Consider the following 18,014-nt stretch of genomic DNA (forward strand, 5'->3'; position numbering starts at 1 on the left):
CGAGCTTTTCGTGAGGTTGCCAGCTTCGGTCAGCAGCGTCCCGGAGTCAAACCCCGGGGCTCAGTTGAGGACGTATTCCACCGGTTGCAGCGGTGGCGGCAGGTCGCGGTGGCCGAGGCTGGCGAGGATTTCGCGTTCCACGGTGCGCAGGATCGCGCTGCAGGGCAGGTCGTTTTCATCGAAGCCGAACGGGTCCTCCAGGTCGTCGCCAATCTCGTCCAGGCCAAGGAAGGTGTAGCTGACGATGGCGGTGAACACCGGCGTCAGCCAGCCCAGCGGTTCGGCCATGGCGAAGGGCAGGAGGATGCAGAACAGGTAGATGGTCCGGTGCAGCAGCAGGTTGTAGGGGAAGGGCAGTGGTGTCAGCTTGATCCGTTCGCAACTGGCCTGGACCTGGCTGAGGCTGAGCAGCAGCCCGGCGAACACCGTATAGCGCCATTCGCTGATCAACCCCTGGTGCGCCAGGGCCTGGCAACGGGCGCCGATGCCTTGCAGCAACTGGTCGGTGACATTCGGGTGGCCGGGGTCTGGCATGGCCTGCTGCCAGGGACTGATGGCCTGGCGTTCGTCTTCCCGGCGCAGGCGGGCGATCAGGCCATGGGCGAAGCCGCAGAGCTCGCGCAACAGCACGGTGCGCTGCGGACCCTCGCCGAGCACCTGGCTTTCGCGGATCAGCGAGCGGATATCGATGATCATCTGCCCCAACTGTTTGCGGCCTTCCCACCAGCGGTCGTAGCAGGCGTTGTTGCGAAAGCTCATGAAGATCGACAGCGACAGGCCGAGCAGGGTGAACGGCGTGGCGTTGACCTTGGAAAAAAGCTCCGGGCGCGCGGTTTCCACCAGCACGATGACTGCGGCGAGGAGGGTCACCATCAGGCAACGCAGGGCAATCCGGCGGGCGATCGAACCCTTGAGGGAAAACAGGATGGCGAACAGGTTCGGCTTGGGACGGACGATCATGGGCAGGAACTGCTTGAAGCGCGGGGTTTACGCAGGCGTAGACTAGAAGTCCGGGTCGGGCTTGTCCAATCGCTTTATCCGACGGTTTGATCGACGAGGTCTATCAAGGTGGCGTTGAATGCGGTCTTGACTGATCAGCCATTAAAAAGGGATGGATCCGCTGCCGGACTCATCCCTTTCCTGCAACCCACTCAGCCAGCCTTAATAGCGGGCCGGGCGATAAATCGGCGGGTGGGCGGGATAACCGCCGCTGTAACCGCCTGAGAAGCCATAGTCGTAGCCTGCATTGTACTGCATGGCAAGAGCATGGGTGTTGCCCGCTATGTAACCCGCTTTATAGCCACTGTTGTACCCATTGTTGTATCCGACAGTGTAAGCCGAAGCGTAACTCAGGGGTCTGGCGGGCACGTTACTATGGCAAATAGTGCGGCAGGCGAGCGCGGCCTGGCTGGGTGTCGCGATCAGCGGGCAGATAATCCCCGCTGCAACCAGCAAGGCCGATGCAAGCCCTTTTCGGGAGCGCAAGGAGTACGCCGTTTTTGTCTCCCCGGAACAGGCCGACGACGAAAGAACGATAGAAGTCATTTCAGTATCCCTCTGGATCAAACCAATACACTCAGGTGCAAACCCTGAACCCTTCACGTGCCCGCCTCAGGGGGTGTTGGCGACCACGCCGTCTCCCTGCTGGCTTACGCTCGCGTCTTCGCTGATGCCTGCGGTATAGGCGCCATTGGGAGAAATGGCGTCGGCACAGTCGTTGCCACCGGCGCCAAGGGAAGTGATCGGGATGAGCGTAGCGCCGGTGATATGGTAGGCAAAGGCTTCACTTTCACCATTGACCTCGCCGCAACCGACGACGATGCCATTGTTGGAAATCGCCTTGGCGACGGCTTGCGAACTGCCCGACAAGAGTGGGATCGGGATGCCGTTGGTACCTGTTGCGGGGTCCCAGACGAAGGGCCCGGTCAAGCCGCCGGCTTTCACCCGGTTGCCGGTGATCTGCCCCGAAGCATTCATGGCTACCCCGGAGTTACGCAATGAGGTACTGCCGTTGATGGTCGTCATCACCGCTGGCGCGCTGGTACCGCCGGCCGGCCATTGCACGGTTTTATACACACCGGGCGTGCCGCTGCCGGTGCCGGTGTAGTAGCAGGTGCCGAGGATTTGTCCGATTGCATTGATTACACTGGTCTCGCAGTAGCTGGCCCCGCTGGGCAGCTGTAACACGGTAAAGCTGCTGGGGAGAGTGGTCCAGAGCACGGCCAGGTTTTTTCCCTGGCCTCCGACCCCTGCCGGGCAATTGCCGATGACCGAGGGGATCGCAGCGTCATTGATATCCACCACGTTGCAGTTGTCGACCGAGCCGAGCAGCGGCGGTTGCAGGAGGTTCGCCGCCCCGGCCGCACTCCAGTACACCGGAGAGGTCACCCCCGTGGGGCTGATGCTGTTGCCCACCACGATACCTGCCTGGTTGACGGCAACGGGCTCTGTCTCTACGTCAGCTACCAGGTGCAGCGCGGCGAGAATGGGCAGCGGTTGCAGTTGCACAGGGGCTGCACTGGGATTGTTCAGATTCCACTTGACACCCTGGCCTACTTCGTTGGCGTCTTCACAGGTGCCAATGGCCACGGCAGTGCTGAGCGGCGCATTATTGACCGCGTCGGCGGTGCAGCTCGCTTGCACGCCACTGGCGGAGGCGAACAGGGAGGGCAGGGCCGTGGCCCCGCCAGCGGTAGTGTCATAGACGGCTCGGGTGATGAAGTTTGTGCCTTCGGCCCTGCCCACAGCCACATGGGAATCATTGATAGCGGTCACCAGGGTATTGCTGAACGAGCCGTTGCCGATGCTATAGGCCCATCCGGCAGCCTGTGCCGTCATGGCCAGGTTGGCGACGGCGATAGCCAGGCCAAGTGAGGTGACAAGACGAGGGGGAATTTTCATGACGCTTCTCCTTGCGATGAGTGAGCGCACGATCTATGCGCGTCCTTAACGTACCCAGCGCCTGCTTCCCCGGTAACTGTCAGAAATGACAGTTCGTTAGAGTATTTCGGAGTTGATGAAATATCTTGTAACACTATCGCCCGGTGTTGTTCATGCATGAAAAAAAGCCCCGCAACCCAAGGGCTGCGGGGCCGAAGCGGTCGGAGGGGCATCCAACCGGGAGAGCTTGAATCAGTTGCTGGCGACGGTCTGCGGCGTGAAACCGCCTCCCAGTGCCTTGTAGATCGCGACGATGCCGCGATACAGGTCAACCTCGGCCTGGGCCTGGCTGTCTTCCGCGGCCAGGCGTTCGCGCTGGGCATCGAGCAGCACCAGGAAGTCCACGCTGCCTTCGCGATAGCGGATCGCGGCCAGGTCGGCGGCGGCACGGCTCGATTCGCTCTGGCGAATCAGCGAGATCAGCCGCTGCTGGCGCTTGCCGTAGTCGGTGAAGGCGTTCTGCGATTCCTCCAGGGCCAGCAGCACCTGCTGTTCGTAAGTCGCCAATGCACCTTCGGCCTCGGCATTGGCGCCGCGCAGGCGGGCCCGCACGCTGCCCAGGTTGAACGCCGGCCAGGTGATGCTCGGGCCCAGGGCCCAGGCATTGGCTGCCGACGAGCCGATCTGCGAGCCACGCCCGGCGGTGAAGCCGAGGAAGCCGCTGAGGCTGACCCGTGGGAACAGGTCGGCCTTGGCCACGCCGATCCGCGCAGTGGCGGCGGCCAGCTTGCGTTCGGCGCTGAGGATGTCCGGCCGACGCTGCAGCAGGTCACCCGGGTTGCCAATGGCCAGGGCCTTGGAAATCGCCGGCAGCTCCTTCGGGCTCAGGTCCACCGTCAGGCTGTCCGGACGCTCGCCGAGCAGGGTCGCGATGCGGTTCTTCTGCCGGGCCTGCTCGGCCTGCAGTTGCGGCACGCTGGCCTCGACCGCCGCCAGGCGGGCATCGGCGCGGACCACGTCGAGCTGGTCGCCGACTCCGGCATCGCGCAGGCTTTCGGTGATGCCCCGGGACTCCTGCTGGTTCTTCAGGTTGGCCAGGGCGATCTTTTCCCGCAGTTGCGCGCCGCGCAGTTGCCCGTAGGCATCCACCAGTTCGGCGATCATCGTCACCTGCAACTGGTACAGATCGGCTTCGGCCGCCTGCTGGTCGGCGTCGGCGGCCTCCAGGTTGCGCTGGATGCGGCCGAACAGGTCGACTTCCCAGGCCATGTCCAGCCCCAGGTCATAGCGTTCGCTGTTGACCCGGCTTTCGGTCTGGCCAGGCACCTGGCCCTTGCCGAGGTTGGCGCTGGCGCGGCTGGTGATGGTCGGCATCGCATCGTCGCTGACATCGTCGCGGATCGCCCGCGCCGCCTTCAGGCGGGCGAAGGCGACGCGCAGGTCACGGTTGCCGCTCAGGGACTGGGTGACCAGCTGGTTGAGGGTCGGATCGTCGAACTGTTGCCACCAGACACCCTCGAAGCGCGCACGGTCGAAGTTCCTGCGATCGGCGCTGTCATCGCTGGCGGCGCTGATCTTCGCCGCCGGGGTGTCGGGGGTCTTGTAGTCCGGGCCGACGGCACAGGCGCTCAGCGCCAGTACCAGCAGGCTCGGGAGAAAGGCCTTCATACTGCTCATTGTTGCGCCTCCAGCTTGAGGGCCCGGGCAGCCTTGCGAGCTTCACCATGCTCGACAAAGCGGCGGATCAATACATAGAACACTGGGGTCAGCAGCAGACCGAAGAAGGTCACGCCGAGCATCCCGGAGAACACCGCCACACCCATGGCATGACGCATTTCGGCACCGGCACCGCTGGAGAACACCAGGGGTACCACACCCATGATGAACGCCACCGAGGTCATCAGGATCGGCCGCAGACGCAGGCGGCAGGCTTCCAGTACCGCGCTCAGCGGGTCGAGACCTTCTTCCTGCTTGTCCTTGGCGAACTCGACGATCAGGATCGCGTTCTTGCACGCCAGGCCCACCAGTACGATCAGGCCGATCTGGGTGAAGATATTGTTGTCGCCACCGGACAGGATCACCCCGGCAATCGCCGACAGCAGGGTCATCGGTACGATCAGGATCACCGCCAGCGGCAGGCTCCAGCTTTCATACAGGGCCGCCAGTACCAGGAACGCCAGCAGGACGCAGAGCGGGAACACCAGCAATGCGGTGTTGCCCGAGAGGATCTGCTGGTAGGTCAGGTCGGTCCACTCGTAGGTCATGCCGTTGGGCAGTTCCTCCTGCAGCAGCTTCTCGATCGCCGCCTGGGCCTGGCCGGAGCTGTAGCCCGGGGCCGCGGCACCGTTGATTTCGGCGGTGATGAAGCCGTTGTAGTGCATCACGCGGTCCGGCCCCGAGGTGTCGCTGACCTTGATGAAGGTCGCCAGCGGGATCATCTCGCCCTTGTTGTTGCGGACCTTCAACTGGCCGATCTGGTCGGATTCGAGGCGGAACTGCTGTTCGGCCTGGACGTTGACCTGATAGGTACGACCGAAGCGGTTGAAGTCGTTGGCATACAGCGAACCCAGGTAGATCTGCAGGGTGTCGAAGATGTCGCTGACGGCCACACCATGGGTCTTGGCCTTCTCGCGATCGATGGCGGCATCGACCTGCGGCACGTTGACGGTGTAGCTGGTGAACAGGTTCGCCAGCTCCGGCACGCTGTGGCTCTTGGCAATGATGTTCATGGTTTCCTTGTACAGCTCGTCGTAGCCCAGGTTGCCCCGGTCCTCGATCTGCAGGCGGAAGCCACCGATGGTGCCCAGGCCTTGAACCGGCGGTGGCGGGAAGATCGCCATGTAGGCTTCCTGGATCCCGGCGTACTTGCCGTTCAGCGCACCGGCGATGGCGCCGGCCGACTCACTGGGGTCCTTGCGCTCGTCGAACGGCTTCAGGGTGACGAACACGATGCCGGCGTTCGGGCTGTTGGTGAAACCGTTGATCGACAGGCCGGGGAAGGCCACCGCGCTTTCCACGCCAGGCTGTTTCAGGGCCAGGTCGGACATGCGCTTGATCACGTCCTCGGTACGGTCCAGGCTCGCCGCGTCCGGCAGTTGGGCGAAGGCCACCAGGTACTGCTTGTCCTGGCCGGGCACGAAGCCGGTCGGGGTGGTCGAGAAACCGAGCCAGGTCAGCACGATCAGGCCGGCGTAGAGCACCAGCGCCACGCCGCTGACGCGGATGACACGGGCCACCGCGCCGACGTAGCCATGGCTGGCGCGGTCGAAGAAGCGGTTGAACGGACGGAACAGCCAGCCGCCGAGCAGCGCGTCGAGGAACCTGGAGAAACGGTCCTTGGGCGCATGGTGGTCCTTGAGCAGCACCGCGGCCAGGGCCGGCGACAGGGTCAGCGAGTTGAACGCCGAGATCACGGTCGAGATGGCGATGGTCAGGGCGAATTGCTTGTAGAACTGGCCGGTCAGGCCGGAAATGAACGCCGCCGGGACGAACACCGCACAGAGCACCAGCGCCGTGGCGATGATCGGGCCGGTCACCTCGCGCATGGCGCGCTTGGTGGCTTCCACCGGGCTCAGGCCCAGGCCGATGTTGCGCTCGACGTTTTCCACCACCACGATGGCGTCGTCCACCACGATACCGATCGCCAGTACCAGGCCGAACAGCGACAGGGCGTTGAACGAGAAGCCGAACACATGCATGACCGCGAAGGTACCGATCAGCGACACCGGTACGGCCACCAGCGGGATGATCGAGGCGCGCCAGGTCTGCAGGAACAGGATCACCACCAGAACCACCAGCACCAGGGCTTCGAACAGGGTGTGGATCACCGCCTCGATGGAGCCACGGACGAAGATGGTCGGGTCATAGACGATGCTGTAGTCCATGCCCTGGGGGAAGTCCTTCTTCAGCTCTTCCATTTTTGCCCGGACTTCGTTGGAAATCTCGATGGCGTTGGAGCCGGGACGCTGGAAGATCGGGATCGCCACCGCCGGCTGGTTGTTCAGCAGCGAGCGCAGGGCGTACTGACTGGAGCCGAGTTCGACCCGGGCGATGTCTTTCAGGCGGGTGATCTCGCCGTCGTCGCCGGCACGGATCACGATGTTCTCGAACTCCTCCTCGGTGACCAGGCGGCCCTGGGCGTTGATCGACATCTGGAAGCTGGTGGCGTTCGGGGCGGGCGGGGCGCCCAACTGACCGGCCGCGACCTGGCGGTTCTGTTCGCGGATGGCGTTGACCACGTCGGTGGCGGTCAGGTTGCGCGAAGCGGTCTTGTTCGGATCGAGCCAGACCCGCAGGGAGTAGTCGCCCATGCCGAACAGTTGCACGTCACCCACGCCACCCAGGCGCGCCAGCTCATCCTTGATGTTGAGCAGGGCATAGTTGGACAGGTAGAGCATGTCGTAGCGCTGGTCCGGCGAGGTCAGGTGCACGACCATGGTCAGGTCGGGCGAGGCCTTGTCGACGGTGATACCGATCCGGGTCACCTCGGCCGGCAGCTTGGGCTCGGTACGGGTGACGCGGTTCTGCACCTGCACCTGCGCGTTGTCCAGGTCGGTGCCCAGGGCGAAGGTGATGGTCAGGGTCAGTTTGCCGTCGGCGGTCGACTGCGAGGACATGTAGAGCATGTTCTCGACGCCGGTGATCGCCTGCTCCAGCGGGGCGGCCACGGTTTCGCCGATCACCTTTGGGTTGGCGCCGGGGAAGTTGGCCCGCACCACCACGGTCGGCGGCACCACTTCCGGGTATTCGCTGATCGGCAACTGGAACAGCGAGATCGCACCGGCGATCAGGATCAACAGCGACAGTACGGCCGCGAAGATCGGTCTTGATATGAAGAACTGGGAAAAATTCATCGTGTGTATCCCTTAACCGCGTGGAGTCGCTGCGGCCAGCTTGTTTGCCTGGGTCGGGGCGGCCTTGGCCGGGGCGACCTGGGGCAGGTTGCTGGCTTCCAGGGCTTGTCGTTGTTGCGCCAGGGCGGCGAGGGTTTCCTTGCTGGCCATCGGGATCACTTCAGGATCCACCGGTGAACCCGGACGCACGCGCTGCAGGCCCTTGACGATGACGGTGTCATCCTTGTTCAGGCCGCTGCGGACGATGCGCAGGCCTTCGATCTTCGGACCCAGCTCGACGGTGCGGTAGGCGGTCTTCTTGTCGGCATCCATCACCAGCACGAACTTCTTGCCTAGGTCGGTGCCGACCGCTTCGTCGTTGATCAGCACGGCGTCGTAGGTGCCGCTGCCAACCAGCTTCAGGCGGGCATAAAGGCCTGGGGTGAAGCTGCCGTCGCTGTTGTCGAACACTGCGCGACCGCGAATGGTGCCGGTGCGTGGGTTGACCTGGTTGTCGACGAAGTTCATCTGGCCCAGGTGCGGGTTGCCGGTTTCGTTGGACAGGCCGAGGTAGACCGGCGTGGTCTGGCCGCGCTTGCCCTGGCGGGCCAACTGGGTGTACTTGAGGTAGACCCGCTCGTCGGCGTCGAAGTAGGCGTAGACCTTGTCGGTGGAGACCACGCTGGTCAGCGGCGTGACATCGGCGGTGACGATGTTGCCGGCGGTGATTTCGGCACGGCTGACACGGCCGGTGATCGGCGCGGTGACGCGGGTGAAGCTCAGGTTCAGACGCGCCAGGTCCAGTTGTGCCTGGGTCGCGTCGACCGCGGCCTTGGCTTCCTGGGCGGTGCTGGTACGGGTGTCGGCCAGCTCGGTGGAAATCGCGTTGCTGGTCAGCAGGCGCTTGCCGCGTTCGGCTTCGTTGGCGGTACGGTTGGCCGTGGCGCGGGCCTGCTGCAGTTGGGCTTCAAGGCGATGGACTTCGGCCTGGTAGGGGCGGGGGTCGATCTGGAAGAGCAGGTCGCCCTTCTTCACCAGCGCACCCTCGGTGAAGGCCACCTGGTCGATCTGGCCGGAGACGCGCGGACGGATCTCCACGGTTTCCGGAGCCTCGAGGCGCCCGGTGAATTCGTCCCATTCGTTGACGGGTTGTTCGATGACCTTGGCCACGCTGACCTTGGCCGCCGGCATCGCGCCGCCTGCTGCCACCGGTGCCTTACCGCAAGCGCTCATCACCACGACTGCCAGGGCCGCGAGAGGGAAGCGCAAAAGTTTAAGTGACTGTTCCATGGGGGGAGTCCGCCAATCTATTGAGGATGGGCGGATCATGCGTTGGCCGCTGATCGCACACGAATCGAATGAAGCGAAGGTAACTATCATTCGGAATGATATGAGCGCGCAGCCAGCCCTCTAGCATGCGCCCTTCGTTAGCAGCCTATCAATGATTCCAACTGCAATTCACCGTTGCCGGGGATGCAAAGACCGCTCCTGCAAGGCCGCTTGGTGTAACTTTTCGGCAAGTGATTGATCTGGCTCAGTTCTTTACTGGCCGTAGACTCGACAGGGCTGCAAAAATATTTAATGAGAATCAGTATCAAAAGCTAATGAGATGGCATACCATGCGCCGGCTTTTTTTGGCGCCTATACCCTCTCATTTGGCTCTTTTACTAGGATTCATTGTTAATGCGTCGCACCCTGATTTCGATTTGCGTGCTTCAGGCGTTTGCCTCGTCCGTTTGGGCAGAGCAGAACGCCGCGGAAAAGACCACCCTGGAATTGCAAGCCACCGATGTCGTCGGTACTGCGGACTATGAAACCGCACAGGGGCCGGTCAAGGGCTATCGTGCTACACGCTCAGCCAGTGCGACGCGCACCGATACCGCGATTCACGAGACGCCACAGTCGATCAGCGTGGTGCCCAAGGATGCCGTGGAGGATATCGGCGCGACCCGCCTGCAGGACGCGCTCGACTATGCCGGCGGCGTGGGACGGGCCAACAACTTCGGCGGGCAGGGGCTGACCACCTTTACGGTTCGCGGCTTCACCACGGGGGAGTTCTACCGCAATGGTTTCCCGATCAACCGCGGCTACCCGAACATGCCCGATGCCAACACCATCGAACGCCTGGAAGTGCTGCGCGGGCCGGCCACCACGCTCTACGGCCGCGGTGATCCCGGCGGTACCTTCAACGTGGTGTCCAAGCAGCCGCTGGCCGAGCGCACCGTCACGCTGGGCAGCCAACTGGATGATCAGGGCATGAAGCGCGGGACCCTGGACGCCTCGGGCCCGCTGGATGAGGAAGGGCGCCTGGCCTATCGGTTGAACGTGATCGGCGAGGGCGGAGACACCTTTCGTGATCACGTCGAGACCGAACGCTATGGCGTGACGCCGGTGATCGCCTGGCAGGCCACCGACGATACCAAAATCACCTTCGAGGGTGATTTCATGCGCAACAACCACCCGCTGGATCGCGGTGTGACGCACTATGCCAAGCAGGTTGGCACGGCTTCGCGCGATACTTTCTTCGGTGAGAAGGACGCGGGCAAGCTGCACAACGACAACAACATGGCGCAGGTGCGCTTCGAGCATCTGCTCAACGAGAACTGGACGTTGGGCGGCGGTTTCCAGTGGCTGGACGGGACCTTGCAGGGCAATGCGGTCGAGGCCAACGGCATCGGCACCGATGGGCGTACCTTGGGCCGCAACTTCAACTACCGCAAGCTGGAGTGGACGGACAAGGACGCCCAGTTGAACCTGACCGGGCATTTCGCCACCTGGGGCCTGGAGCACACCTTGCTGACCGGCGTCGAGTACGAGGACTACGACTACAAGTCGATCATCCGGCGCTCCAGCGGTGCCGTGGGTTCCTATACGGTCGACCTCTTCAACCCGGTGTACGGTCAGGCGCGGCCGGCGCTGACCCGCACGCCGACCCATGACAAGGAAAACCTCAAGACCTACGCGGCCTTCGTGCAGGACCAGGTGGCCTTGACCTCGCGCCTGAAGGTGCTGGCGGGGGCTCGCTTCGAGCGTTTCGAAGATGACTATGAGTCTTTTGTGACGGGCGTGCCGAGCTGGACCAAGAGCGAAAACGGCGTGACCTCGCGTCTTGGGGTGATCTATGACCTGACCGACACGCTGGCGGTGTATGCCGACACTGCGCGTTCCTTCAAGCCCAACAGTGGCGCCAGCCGCCAGGGCGGGGGTTTCGACCCGGAGAAGGGGAAATCCTATGAAGTGGGGATCAAGTGGGAAGCACTCGATCGTCAGTTGAGCGTCGATGCGGCGATCTATCAGATCGACAAGCGCAACGTGCTGACCGCCGATCCGGTTGACCCCATCACCTTCAAGGTCGCAGCAGGTGAGGTCCGCAGCCGCGGTTTCGACCTGAACGTGACCGGCAACCTGACGCCGCAATGGCGGGTGATCGGCGGCTATGCCTATGTCGATGCGGAAGTGACCAAGGACACCACGATTCCCAAGGGAACCCGCTTGATGAACATCCCGCGCAGCAGCTTCAGCCTGCTCAACGTTTATGAGTTCCAGGAGGGTGCGCTCAAGGGGCTGGGCCTGGGTGTCGGGGGCAAATACGTCGCCGAGCGTGCCGGCCAGACTGCCGCGACCGGCTTCTCCATGGGCAGCTACACGGTCGTCGACCTGCTCGGCTTTTACAAGGTCAACGAGAAGGTGCGGCTGAACCTGGATGTGAAGAACCTGTTCGACCGTGACTATGAAGAGGGCGCGTTCGGTAACGTCTATGCCTATCCGGGTGCACCGCGCACCATTCAGGTTGGCGTTTCCTACACGCTCTAGACCCAACGGCGTTGGCCCGCGGGCTCAAGGGTAAAGCTTCGCGGGCAAGCCCGGCTCCTACAGGAAGGTGTCGTACACAAGTTTCGTGTATGCCGCGCCCTTGCAGAACCGGGCTTGCCCGCGAATACGCCAACCGCCTCACCCCAGCCCTCCACTCATCCATCTCCGCATCTAGAATCAGGCATACCCTTAATTCTTTCGATGGGCCTTCAGCCATACCCTTATCGGCCGATAATCGGTTAAGGGTGTGCGTCCTTTGCCGAGGTGTGTCATGTTCAATAGAAAACTCAAAGATGAACTGGCGGCCAGGACGGCCGAGATGGAGAACTACAAGGGACTGGTTGCCGCGCTCGACCGCTCCATGGCGGTGGTGGAGTTCAGCCTGGATGGCAAGCTCATCCGCGCCAACGAGAATTTTTCGAAAACCATGGGCTACCGTGCAGACCAACTGCCTGGTAAGTCCCACAAGGACTTCTGTGACCCCGAGCTGGTCCACAGCCGCGAGTACAGCGAGTTCTGGGCCCAGCTGCACGCCGGGAATTTCGTTTCCGGCACGTTCAAGCGCGTCAACGCCCAGGGCCAGAATGTCTGGCTGGAGGCCAGCTACAACCCGGTGCTGGATGAGCAGGGCCAGGTCTGCAAGGTGGTCAAATACGCCCTCGATGTCACCAGCCAGGTGGTCAGGGAGGCCGACACCGGCGCCAAGCTGGCGGCACTCGACCGGGCGATGGCGGTGATCGAGTTCGACCTGAGTGGCAATATCCTCTGGGCCAATGACAATTTCCTCAGCACCATGGGCTATGCCCTGAGCGACCTCAAGGGCAAGCATCACCGGCTGTTTTGCGAGTCCAGCCTGGTCAACAGCAGCGAGTACAGCGATTTCTGGCGTCGGCTCAACGCCGGCGAGTTCTTCAGTGGCCAGTTCAAGCGCATCGGCAAGCACGGCAAGACCGTCTGGCTCGAAGCCACCTACAACCCGGTCTTCGATGCCGCTGGCAAATTGAGCAAGATCGTCAAGTTCGCCAGCGACATCACCGAGCGTGTCGAGAAATTCGAGGCGGACTCCCTCGGCGCGGCGCGGGCCTACCATATTTCCGCCGAGACCGAGCGCGTCGCGGAACAGGGTGAGCAGGTCATCCAGCAGACGGCCAAGGAGATGCGCCTGATTGCCGACAACATCGGCAATTCGTCGCGCCTGGTCGGGCAACTGGGCGGCCGTTCCGAGGAGATCACGGCCATCGTCAATACCATCCGCGGCATCGCCGAACAGACCAACCTGCTGGCCCTCAACGCCGCCATCGAAGCGGCGCGGGCCGGTGATCAGGGGCGGGGCTTTGCCGTCGTGGCGGACGAGGTGCGACAACTGGCCGGACGCACCAGCCGTTCGACCACCGAGATCGCCGAGGTGATCGGCAAGATCCTCGCCGAAACCCGTGATGCGGTGGCGAGCATGCATGTCACCCAGGAGGGGGCACAACGTGGCGTCACCCTGGCCGACCAGGCCGGCTCGGTGATTCTGCAGATCCGCAGCGGCACCAGCGATGCGGTGGAGGCGGTGAGCATGTTCGCGTCCAAGCTGGAGGAGTCCGACATCATTCCGAAGACGGCGGTTGGCTGGGTGGGATAGGGACCGGTTCGTGAGCGCCTGCCGGCCCATCGACCGGCAAGGCCTCTGGAAGCGGTCACTGAGCCTCGGTACGGACCACGTCTGGCGGTCTGTCTAGAGCGTCCCCGCCTGACGCAGCAGCTCGATCCGTTCGGCGGGCACCAGCGTGCGCAGGGTCTTGTACAGCGCACGCGTTTCCAGCAGGTTCCACACCCGCAACATGGTTTCCAGGGCATCCAGGGGCTTGCTGATGAAGTCCTTCGCGCCCAGCGCCAGGGCGCGCAGGCGGGTGTCGCGGGTCGCGTCGGCGGTCAGTACGAGAATCGGCAGGTACTCGCCCGCCGGAATGCGCCGATTCAATTGTTCGAGGATCGCGAAGCCGTCGAACTCCGGCATGTGCAGGTCGAGAATCACCAGGTCCGGCTCGAAGCTGTTGAACAGGTCCAGGGTTCGTAACGGCTGGGTGCTGCTCAGGACGTTGCTCAGCCCCTCGCGCACCAGCAGTTGCTCCATCAGGTCGAGGTTGGGGCGTTGATCGTCGATGATCAGGATACGCAGGTCGTTGTTCACGCGGGCTCCGCAAGGTACTGGTCAAGGTGGGCGAGGAATGTGGGGATGTGGATCGGCTTGCCCAGCACCGCCGTGGCACCGGCCTCGCACAGCGCCTGGCGGGTGGTCTCGCTGGCGTCTGCGGTCATCATCAGCACCGGGGTCGAGCGAGTGATAGGCGATTTGCGCAACAGGCGCAGGATGGCCAGCCCCTCCATGTCCGGCAACGTCGCGTCCAGCAGGATCAGCTGTGGCGCATGCTGCGCGGCGAGGTCAAGCCCCAGTTGTCCCTGCATGCTCGACAGCAGCCTGATACCCGGGCGTCGCTGCAACAGGGTTTCGATCAGCGCCAGGCTCGAAAGATGGTCCTCGATGTAAAGCACCTGGCCGCGCCAGGTCGGTGCGCAGGGCGCCGGCGGCTCGACCGGTCGCTCGAGGGCGGCGGTACCGGGCTGCGGGTTCTCCTGCAGGCGCACGAACGGCAGTTCAAGGGTGAATCGGGAGCCCAGGCCGGGCTGGCTGTGCACCGTCAGGCGGCCTTGCATCATTTCCAGCAGGTTCCTGCTCAGCGCCAGGCCCAGGCCGCTGCCTTCGATGTTCGGGTCGATATCCAGGCGCTCGAACGGTTTGAACAGTTGCCCCAGGCGCTCGGCGGCAATGCCCTTGCCGGTGTCGCTGACCGATACCGCGACCCGTGGCTGATCGATCCTGACCTCGATACTGACCTGGCCCCGGGGCCGGTTGTACTTGATGGCGTTGGACAGCAGGTTGAGCAGCACCTGGGTCAGGCGCTGCCGGTCGGCGATGATGCCGCTGTCCGCCGGTAGCGCGGGCAATGGCAACAGGCGGATGCCGGCACTGGCGGCCATTGGCGAGACCAGTGTCAGGGCCTCCTGCAGGGCCGGTGCCAGGGGTACGGGCTCGAGGTTCAACTGCAGGTGCCCGGCTTCGATCCGGGCGATGTCCAGCACCTCGTTGATCAGCCCCAGCAGGTGCTTGCCTCCGCGCAGAATGTGCCCGACGTTGGCTTCCTGCCCCGGCTGCGCATCCATCTCCAGCAATTGCGCAAAACCGAGGATCGAGTTGAGCGGGGTACGCAGTTCATGGCTCATGCGCGAGAGAAACTCGCTCTTGGCGCGGCTGGCGCGCTCGGCTTCCTCGCGGGCGGTGCGCAGCGCGATTTCGGCCGTGCGGCGGTCGGTGATGTCGCGGGTGATCTTGGAGAAGCCGCGCAAGGCGCCGCGGCTGTCGTACTGGGCGGTGATCACCACGCTGGCCCAGAAGCGGCTGCCATTCTTGCGGATACGCCAGGCCTCTTCCATGTAGTGACCATCGCGGGTCGCCTCGCACAGCGCATGCTCGGGATGTTCCGGGCATTCCTGGGGCAGGTAGAACAGCGAAAAGTGCTGGCCGATGATTTCCTGCTCGGTGTAGCCCTTGATCCGCTCGGCGCCGGCGTTCCAGCTGGTGACGAAACCGCGGGTGTCGAGGGCGAAGATGCCATAGTCCTTCACGCCGTCGATGATCAGCCTCAGCCGTTCCTCGTTGTCGCGCAGGGCCCGCTCGCGCTCGGCCAGCAGCAGCCCGGCTTCCACCAGGCGGGTGCCGAGCTGGCCGATTTCATCGTTTTCCGGCGGTTGCGGCTGCAGTGGCTGGCCGAGTGCCAGGCGCTGCGCATTGCCCTTGACCTGCTGCACCCGGGCGACGATGCCCCTGGACAGGAACAGCACCGCGACGATGGCGCCGAACAGGCCGCAGAAGGCCGCCAGCAGCGTCGACAGCAGCAGTCGCTGACGGGTCGCGACCGCGGCGGCGGTACGCTCGGCCAGCAGGGTGTCCTCCAGGGTGAGGATGGTGCCGATATGTTCGCGCAGCTCGTCGAGAATGTGCTTGTTGCTGATCAGGATCGGCGTGATCGCCGCCGGGTTGGCGCGGTGTCCGGCGAGCATTTCCTCAAGGCCCGCCACCTTGCTGTCGATCAGCGGTTCGATGGCTTCCAGGTGCCGGCGCACCCGTTCATCACGCACGTTCCGGTTCAGCCGTTGCAGGGCGCCGTCGATCAGCGGGCGGGCTTTCAGGTAGCCCGGCAGGAAGTCCTCGCGCCCGGTCAACAGGTAGCCGCGCACGCTGGCGGCCGCCTCGGCGAGCAGGGTATGCACGGTCTGGATATCGCCCTGGACGCGCAGCACCCGGCGTACGTCCTCTTCGGCGTGGGCAGTCTGGCGTTCGGTGATGTAGATCAGCACCAGCGACATCAGCAGGATCACCAGCGGCAGGGAGATCGCCACCAGCGCCTTGCCCCGCAGCGGCAGGTCGATCCAGCGCCGGGCGGAAAGCAGCCTCACGGTTGCGCCACCAGGCCCAGGGCGATGCCGCGAACCGCGGCCTGGGTGCGGTCCGCTGCGCCGAGCTTGCCGATGACCCGTTCGACATGGGCCTTGGCGGTCCCGGTGGTAATGCCCAGCCTTTCGCCGATTTCACGGTTGCTCAGGCCGCCGGCCACCAGCCCGAGCACCTGCCGCTCGCGGGCGGTGAGGTTTTCGCTGGCCGCCGCACCCTGGCCGTGGCGTTCGGTCATGCGCCGCAGCAGACGGGCGCTGACCGCATTGTTCAGCGCCTCCTCGCCGCGCGCGACCCGTTGCAGGGCATCGATCACCTCGTCACGGCGTGCGTCCTTGAGCAGGTAGCCCACGGCGCCGGCCTGCATGGCCGCCTCCAGGTGATCCGGGCTGTCGTCCATGGTGAAGATCACCACTTTCAGCGCCGGCATTTTCTGTTGCAGGATCCGCGCCGCGCCCAGGCCGTTGAGCACCGGCATGCGGATGTCGAGGATGGCGATGTCGGGCTGTAGCCGTTCGCACAGCTCCACGGCCTGCTGGCCGTCGCAGGCCTGGCCGATCACGTCGAATTGCGGATGGCCGGCGAGCAGGGCGACGAAGCCGGTACGGGTGACCTCATGGTCGTCGGCCAGGACCAGGCGCAGGGCGGCTGTCATTGTGCGGTTTCCTCCAGGGTGCAGGGCACGCTGATCGACAGTTGCGTGCCGCGCTGTGCGCTGCTGATGCAGGTGAATGTGCCGCCGAGCAGGCTGGCGCGTTCCTGCATCGTCGCCAGCCCCAGGTGGCGGGCGTCGTGGGCCGCGAGCGCCAGGGCCGGGGTAAAACCTTCGCCATTGTCGGCCACCCGCAACAGAGCCTGGCCGTCGCGCACTTCCAGGGCCAGTTGCACCTGGCTGGCCCGGGCATGTTTGAGAATGTTGTTGATGCCTTCCTGGGCGATCCGGAACAGGGCGATCTCCACCGGGCTCGACAGGCGCGCCGGGTCGCGAGCTGTCCACTGCACCTGGATGCCGGCGTCACGCAGGCGGTCGGCTTCCTTGTCCAGAGCAGTGAGCAGGCCGAAATCGTCGAGTACGCTGGGGCGCAGTCCGGCGATCAACTGGCGCCCCTCGACCACGCAATGCTGGGCCAGGTTCAGGATCGCCTGCAGGTCGGCATCCAGCGCCTGCGGCAGTGTCGGGCACCGGCCGGCGAAACCCTGCAGACGTTGATGCAGCCCGGCGAGGGTCTGGGCCAGGCCGTCATGCAGGTCGTAGGCCACGCGCCTGCGTTCGTCTTCCTGGGCGCGGAACAGTCGGCTGACCAGATCCGACAGGGTGCGATCGCGCACGATCAGCGTGCTCAGCAGGCGGTCGTTTTCCAGGTGGGCGGCCAGCAGGGTGGCGAGCAGTTGCAGGGATTCGAGGTCTTCGTTATCGGGCGCGGCAATACCGGTGCTGTTGGCCAGCACCAGGAGGCCGAAGGCCCGGTCGTCGCCTCCGCGCAACGGCACCCGCAGCACCCGGGACAGCAGGGCGCCGGGCTGTTCCTGCCAGCAGGGGCTGCGCAGCGAGGTATCGATCTGCTGCTCCAGGCTGTTCAGGCGCTCCTGGCTGCCCAGGCTCGCGCTGCTGTGGACCCGGCCATCGGCCGCGTGCTCCAGCAGAACCCCGTGATCCATGGCGAGAAACGCGCAGGCGCGGACAAGCACGCGTTCGCGCATGGCCGCCGGGGACAGCCGGGTCAGTTCCTGGCCGGTGTCGACCAGCAGGCGCAGGCGCGCCGCGCGACTTTGTGACTGCCGGTACTGGGTGCGGATGGCGAGGGCGCTGCCCGGATCATGAGGCAGGTTTTGCATGGTCGGGCTCCGACGCTTCGAGAGGCGTGCCCGTACAGGCGAGGGCGCTATTAAACCGTGTAACCGGGCCGTGGGCTATCTGCCGAATGGCATAGGCAAAAGGCTCCGGTTGGCCGATGGCGGCCGGGGCGGCGCCGGGCAAAGTGCAGCCATCGGAC

11 protein-coding genes and 2 pseudogenes are annotated in these 18,014 nt (G+C 64.3%); 3 read left to right on the forward strand and 10 right to left on the reverse strand.

The window, feature by feature from the left end; translation table 11 throughout:
• Positions 1–60: 60 nt before the first annotated feature.
• The 6 genes from ACMGT0_RS15730 to mexE form a co-directional block, all read right to left on the reverse strand.
• Entirely contained in the window at positions 61–960 is a 900-nt protein-coding gene (locus ACMGT0_RS15730; RefSeq protein WP_054058148.1) for a bestrophin family protein, read from the reverse strand.
• A 201-nt stretch (positions 961–1,161) separates the two neighbouring features.
• Positions 1,162–1,545 (reverse strand): hypothetical protein, encoded by a 384-nt coding sequence (locus ACMGT0_RS15735; RefSeq protein ID WP_416773368.1) that lies wholly within the window; start codon positions 1,543–1,545, stop codon positions 1,162–1,164.
• A 66-nt stretch (positions 1,546–1,611) separates the two neighbouring features.
• Complete coding sequence (locus ACMGT0_RS15740) at positions 1,612–2,901, reverse strand: HAF family protein (protein ID WP_416773370.1); 1,290 nt, start codon at positions 2,899–2,901, stop codon at positions 1,612–1,614.
• A 231-nt stretch (positions 2,902–3,132) separates the two neighbouring features.
• A complete protein-coding gene (locus ACMGT0_RS15745; protein WP_054062232.1) occupies positions 3,133–4,557 on the reverse strand; it encodes an efflux transporter outer membrane subunit in 1,425 nt (474 codons plus the stop codon).
• Positions 4,554–7,733 carry an efflux RND transporter permease subunit gene (locus ACMGT0_RS15750; protein ID WP_054062231.1) on the reverse strand — a complete coding sequence of 1,060 codons (3,180 nt, stop codon included), beginning with the start codon at positions 7,731–7,733 and terminating at the stop codon, positions 4,554–4,556. Before ACMGT0_RS15750 ends, ACMGT0_RS15745 begins: the two co-directional genes overlap by 4 nt.
• 12 nt (positions 7,734–7,745) lie before the next feature.
• Positions 7,746–9,002, reverse strand: a complete 1,257-nt coding sequence (mexE, locus tag ACMGT0_RS15755) for a multidrug efflux RND transporter periplasmic adaptor subunit MexE (RefSeq protein ID WP_416773373.1) — start codon at positions 9,000–9,002, stop codon at positions 7,746–7,748.
• Between the two features lie 393 nt (positions 9,003–9,395).
• Here mexE and ACMGT0_RS15760 point away from each other — a divergent pair, with 393 nt between their 5' ends.
• The 3 genes and pseudogenes from ACMGT0_RS15760 to ACMGT0_RS15770 form a co-directional block, all read left to right on the forward strand.
• Positions 9,396–11,525, forward strand: coding sequence for a TonB-dependent siderophore receptor (locus ACMGT0_RS15760; protein WP_416773375.1), 2,130 nt, complete (start codon positions 9,396–9,398; stop codon positions 11,523–11,525).
• Positions 11,526–11,844: 319 nt separating this feature from the next.
• Positions 11,845–12,561 (forward strand): annotated as a pseudogene (locus ACMGT0_RS15765) (PAS domain-containing protein); the annotation flags it as partial.
• A 117-nt stretch (positions 12,562–12,678) separates the two neighbouring features.
• A pseudogene (locus ACMGT0_RS15770) lies at positions 12,679–13,152 on the forward strand (methyl-accepting chemotaxis protein); the annotation flags it as partial.
• Between the two features lie 93 nt (positions 13,153–13,245).
• On the opposite strand, the gene ACMGT0_RS15775 reads toward ACMGT0_RS15770, so the two are convergent.
• From ACMGT0_RS15775 to ACMGT0_RS15790, 4 genes are read right to left on the reverse strand one after another with little or no spacing between them, the layout of a single operon-like run.
• The gene (locus tag ACMGT0_RS15775) at positions 13,246–13,701 is read right to left on the reverse strand and encodes a response regulator (RefSeq protein ID WP_054060049.1); all 456 of its coding nucleotides are present in this window, start codon (positions 13,699–13,701) and stop codon (positions 13,246–13,248) included.
• Positions 13,698–16,025, reverse strand: a complete 2,328-nt coding sequence (locus ACMGT0_RS15780) for an ATP-binding protein (RefSeq protein WP_416773378.1) — start codon at positions 16,023–16,025, stop codon at positions 13,698–13,700. Before ACMGT0_RS15780 ends, ACMGT0_RS15775 begins: the two co-directional genes overlap by 4 nt.
• Positions 16,022–16,675 carry a response regulator gene (locus ACMGT0_RS15785; protein WP_054062227.1) on the reverse strand — a complete coding sequence of 218 codons (654 nt, stop codon included), beginning with the start codon at positions 16,673–16,675 and terminating at the stop codon, positions 16,022–16,024. The genes ACMGT0_RS15780 and ACMGT0_RS15785 overlap by 4 nt, the downstream gene beginning before the upstream one ends.
• Complete coding sequence (locus ACMGT0_RS15790) at positions 16,672–17,856, reverse strand: sensor histidine kinase (RefSeq protein ID WP_054057356.1); 1,185 nt, start codon at positions 17,854–17,856, stop codon at positions 16,672–16,674. The genes ACMGT0_RS15785 and ACMGT0_RS15790 overlap by 4 nt, the downstream gene beginning before the upstream one ends.
• Between the last annotated feature and the right edge of the window lie 158 nt (positions 17,857–18,014).

The sequence above is a fragment of the Pseudomonas sp. RHF3.3-3 genome (genome assembly GCF_048069595.1).
Taxonomy (GTDB): Bacteria; Pseudomonadota; Gammaproteobacteria; order Pseudomonadales; family Pseudomonadaceae; genus Aquipseudomonas; species Aquipseudomonas fuscovaginae_B.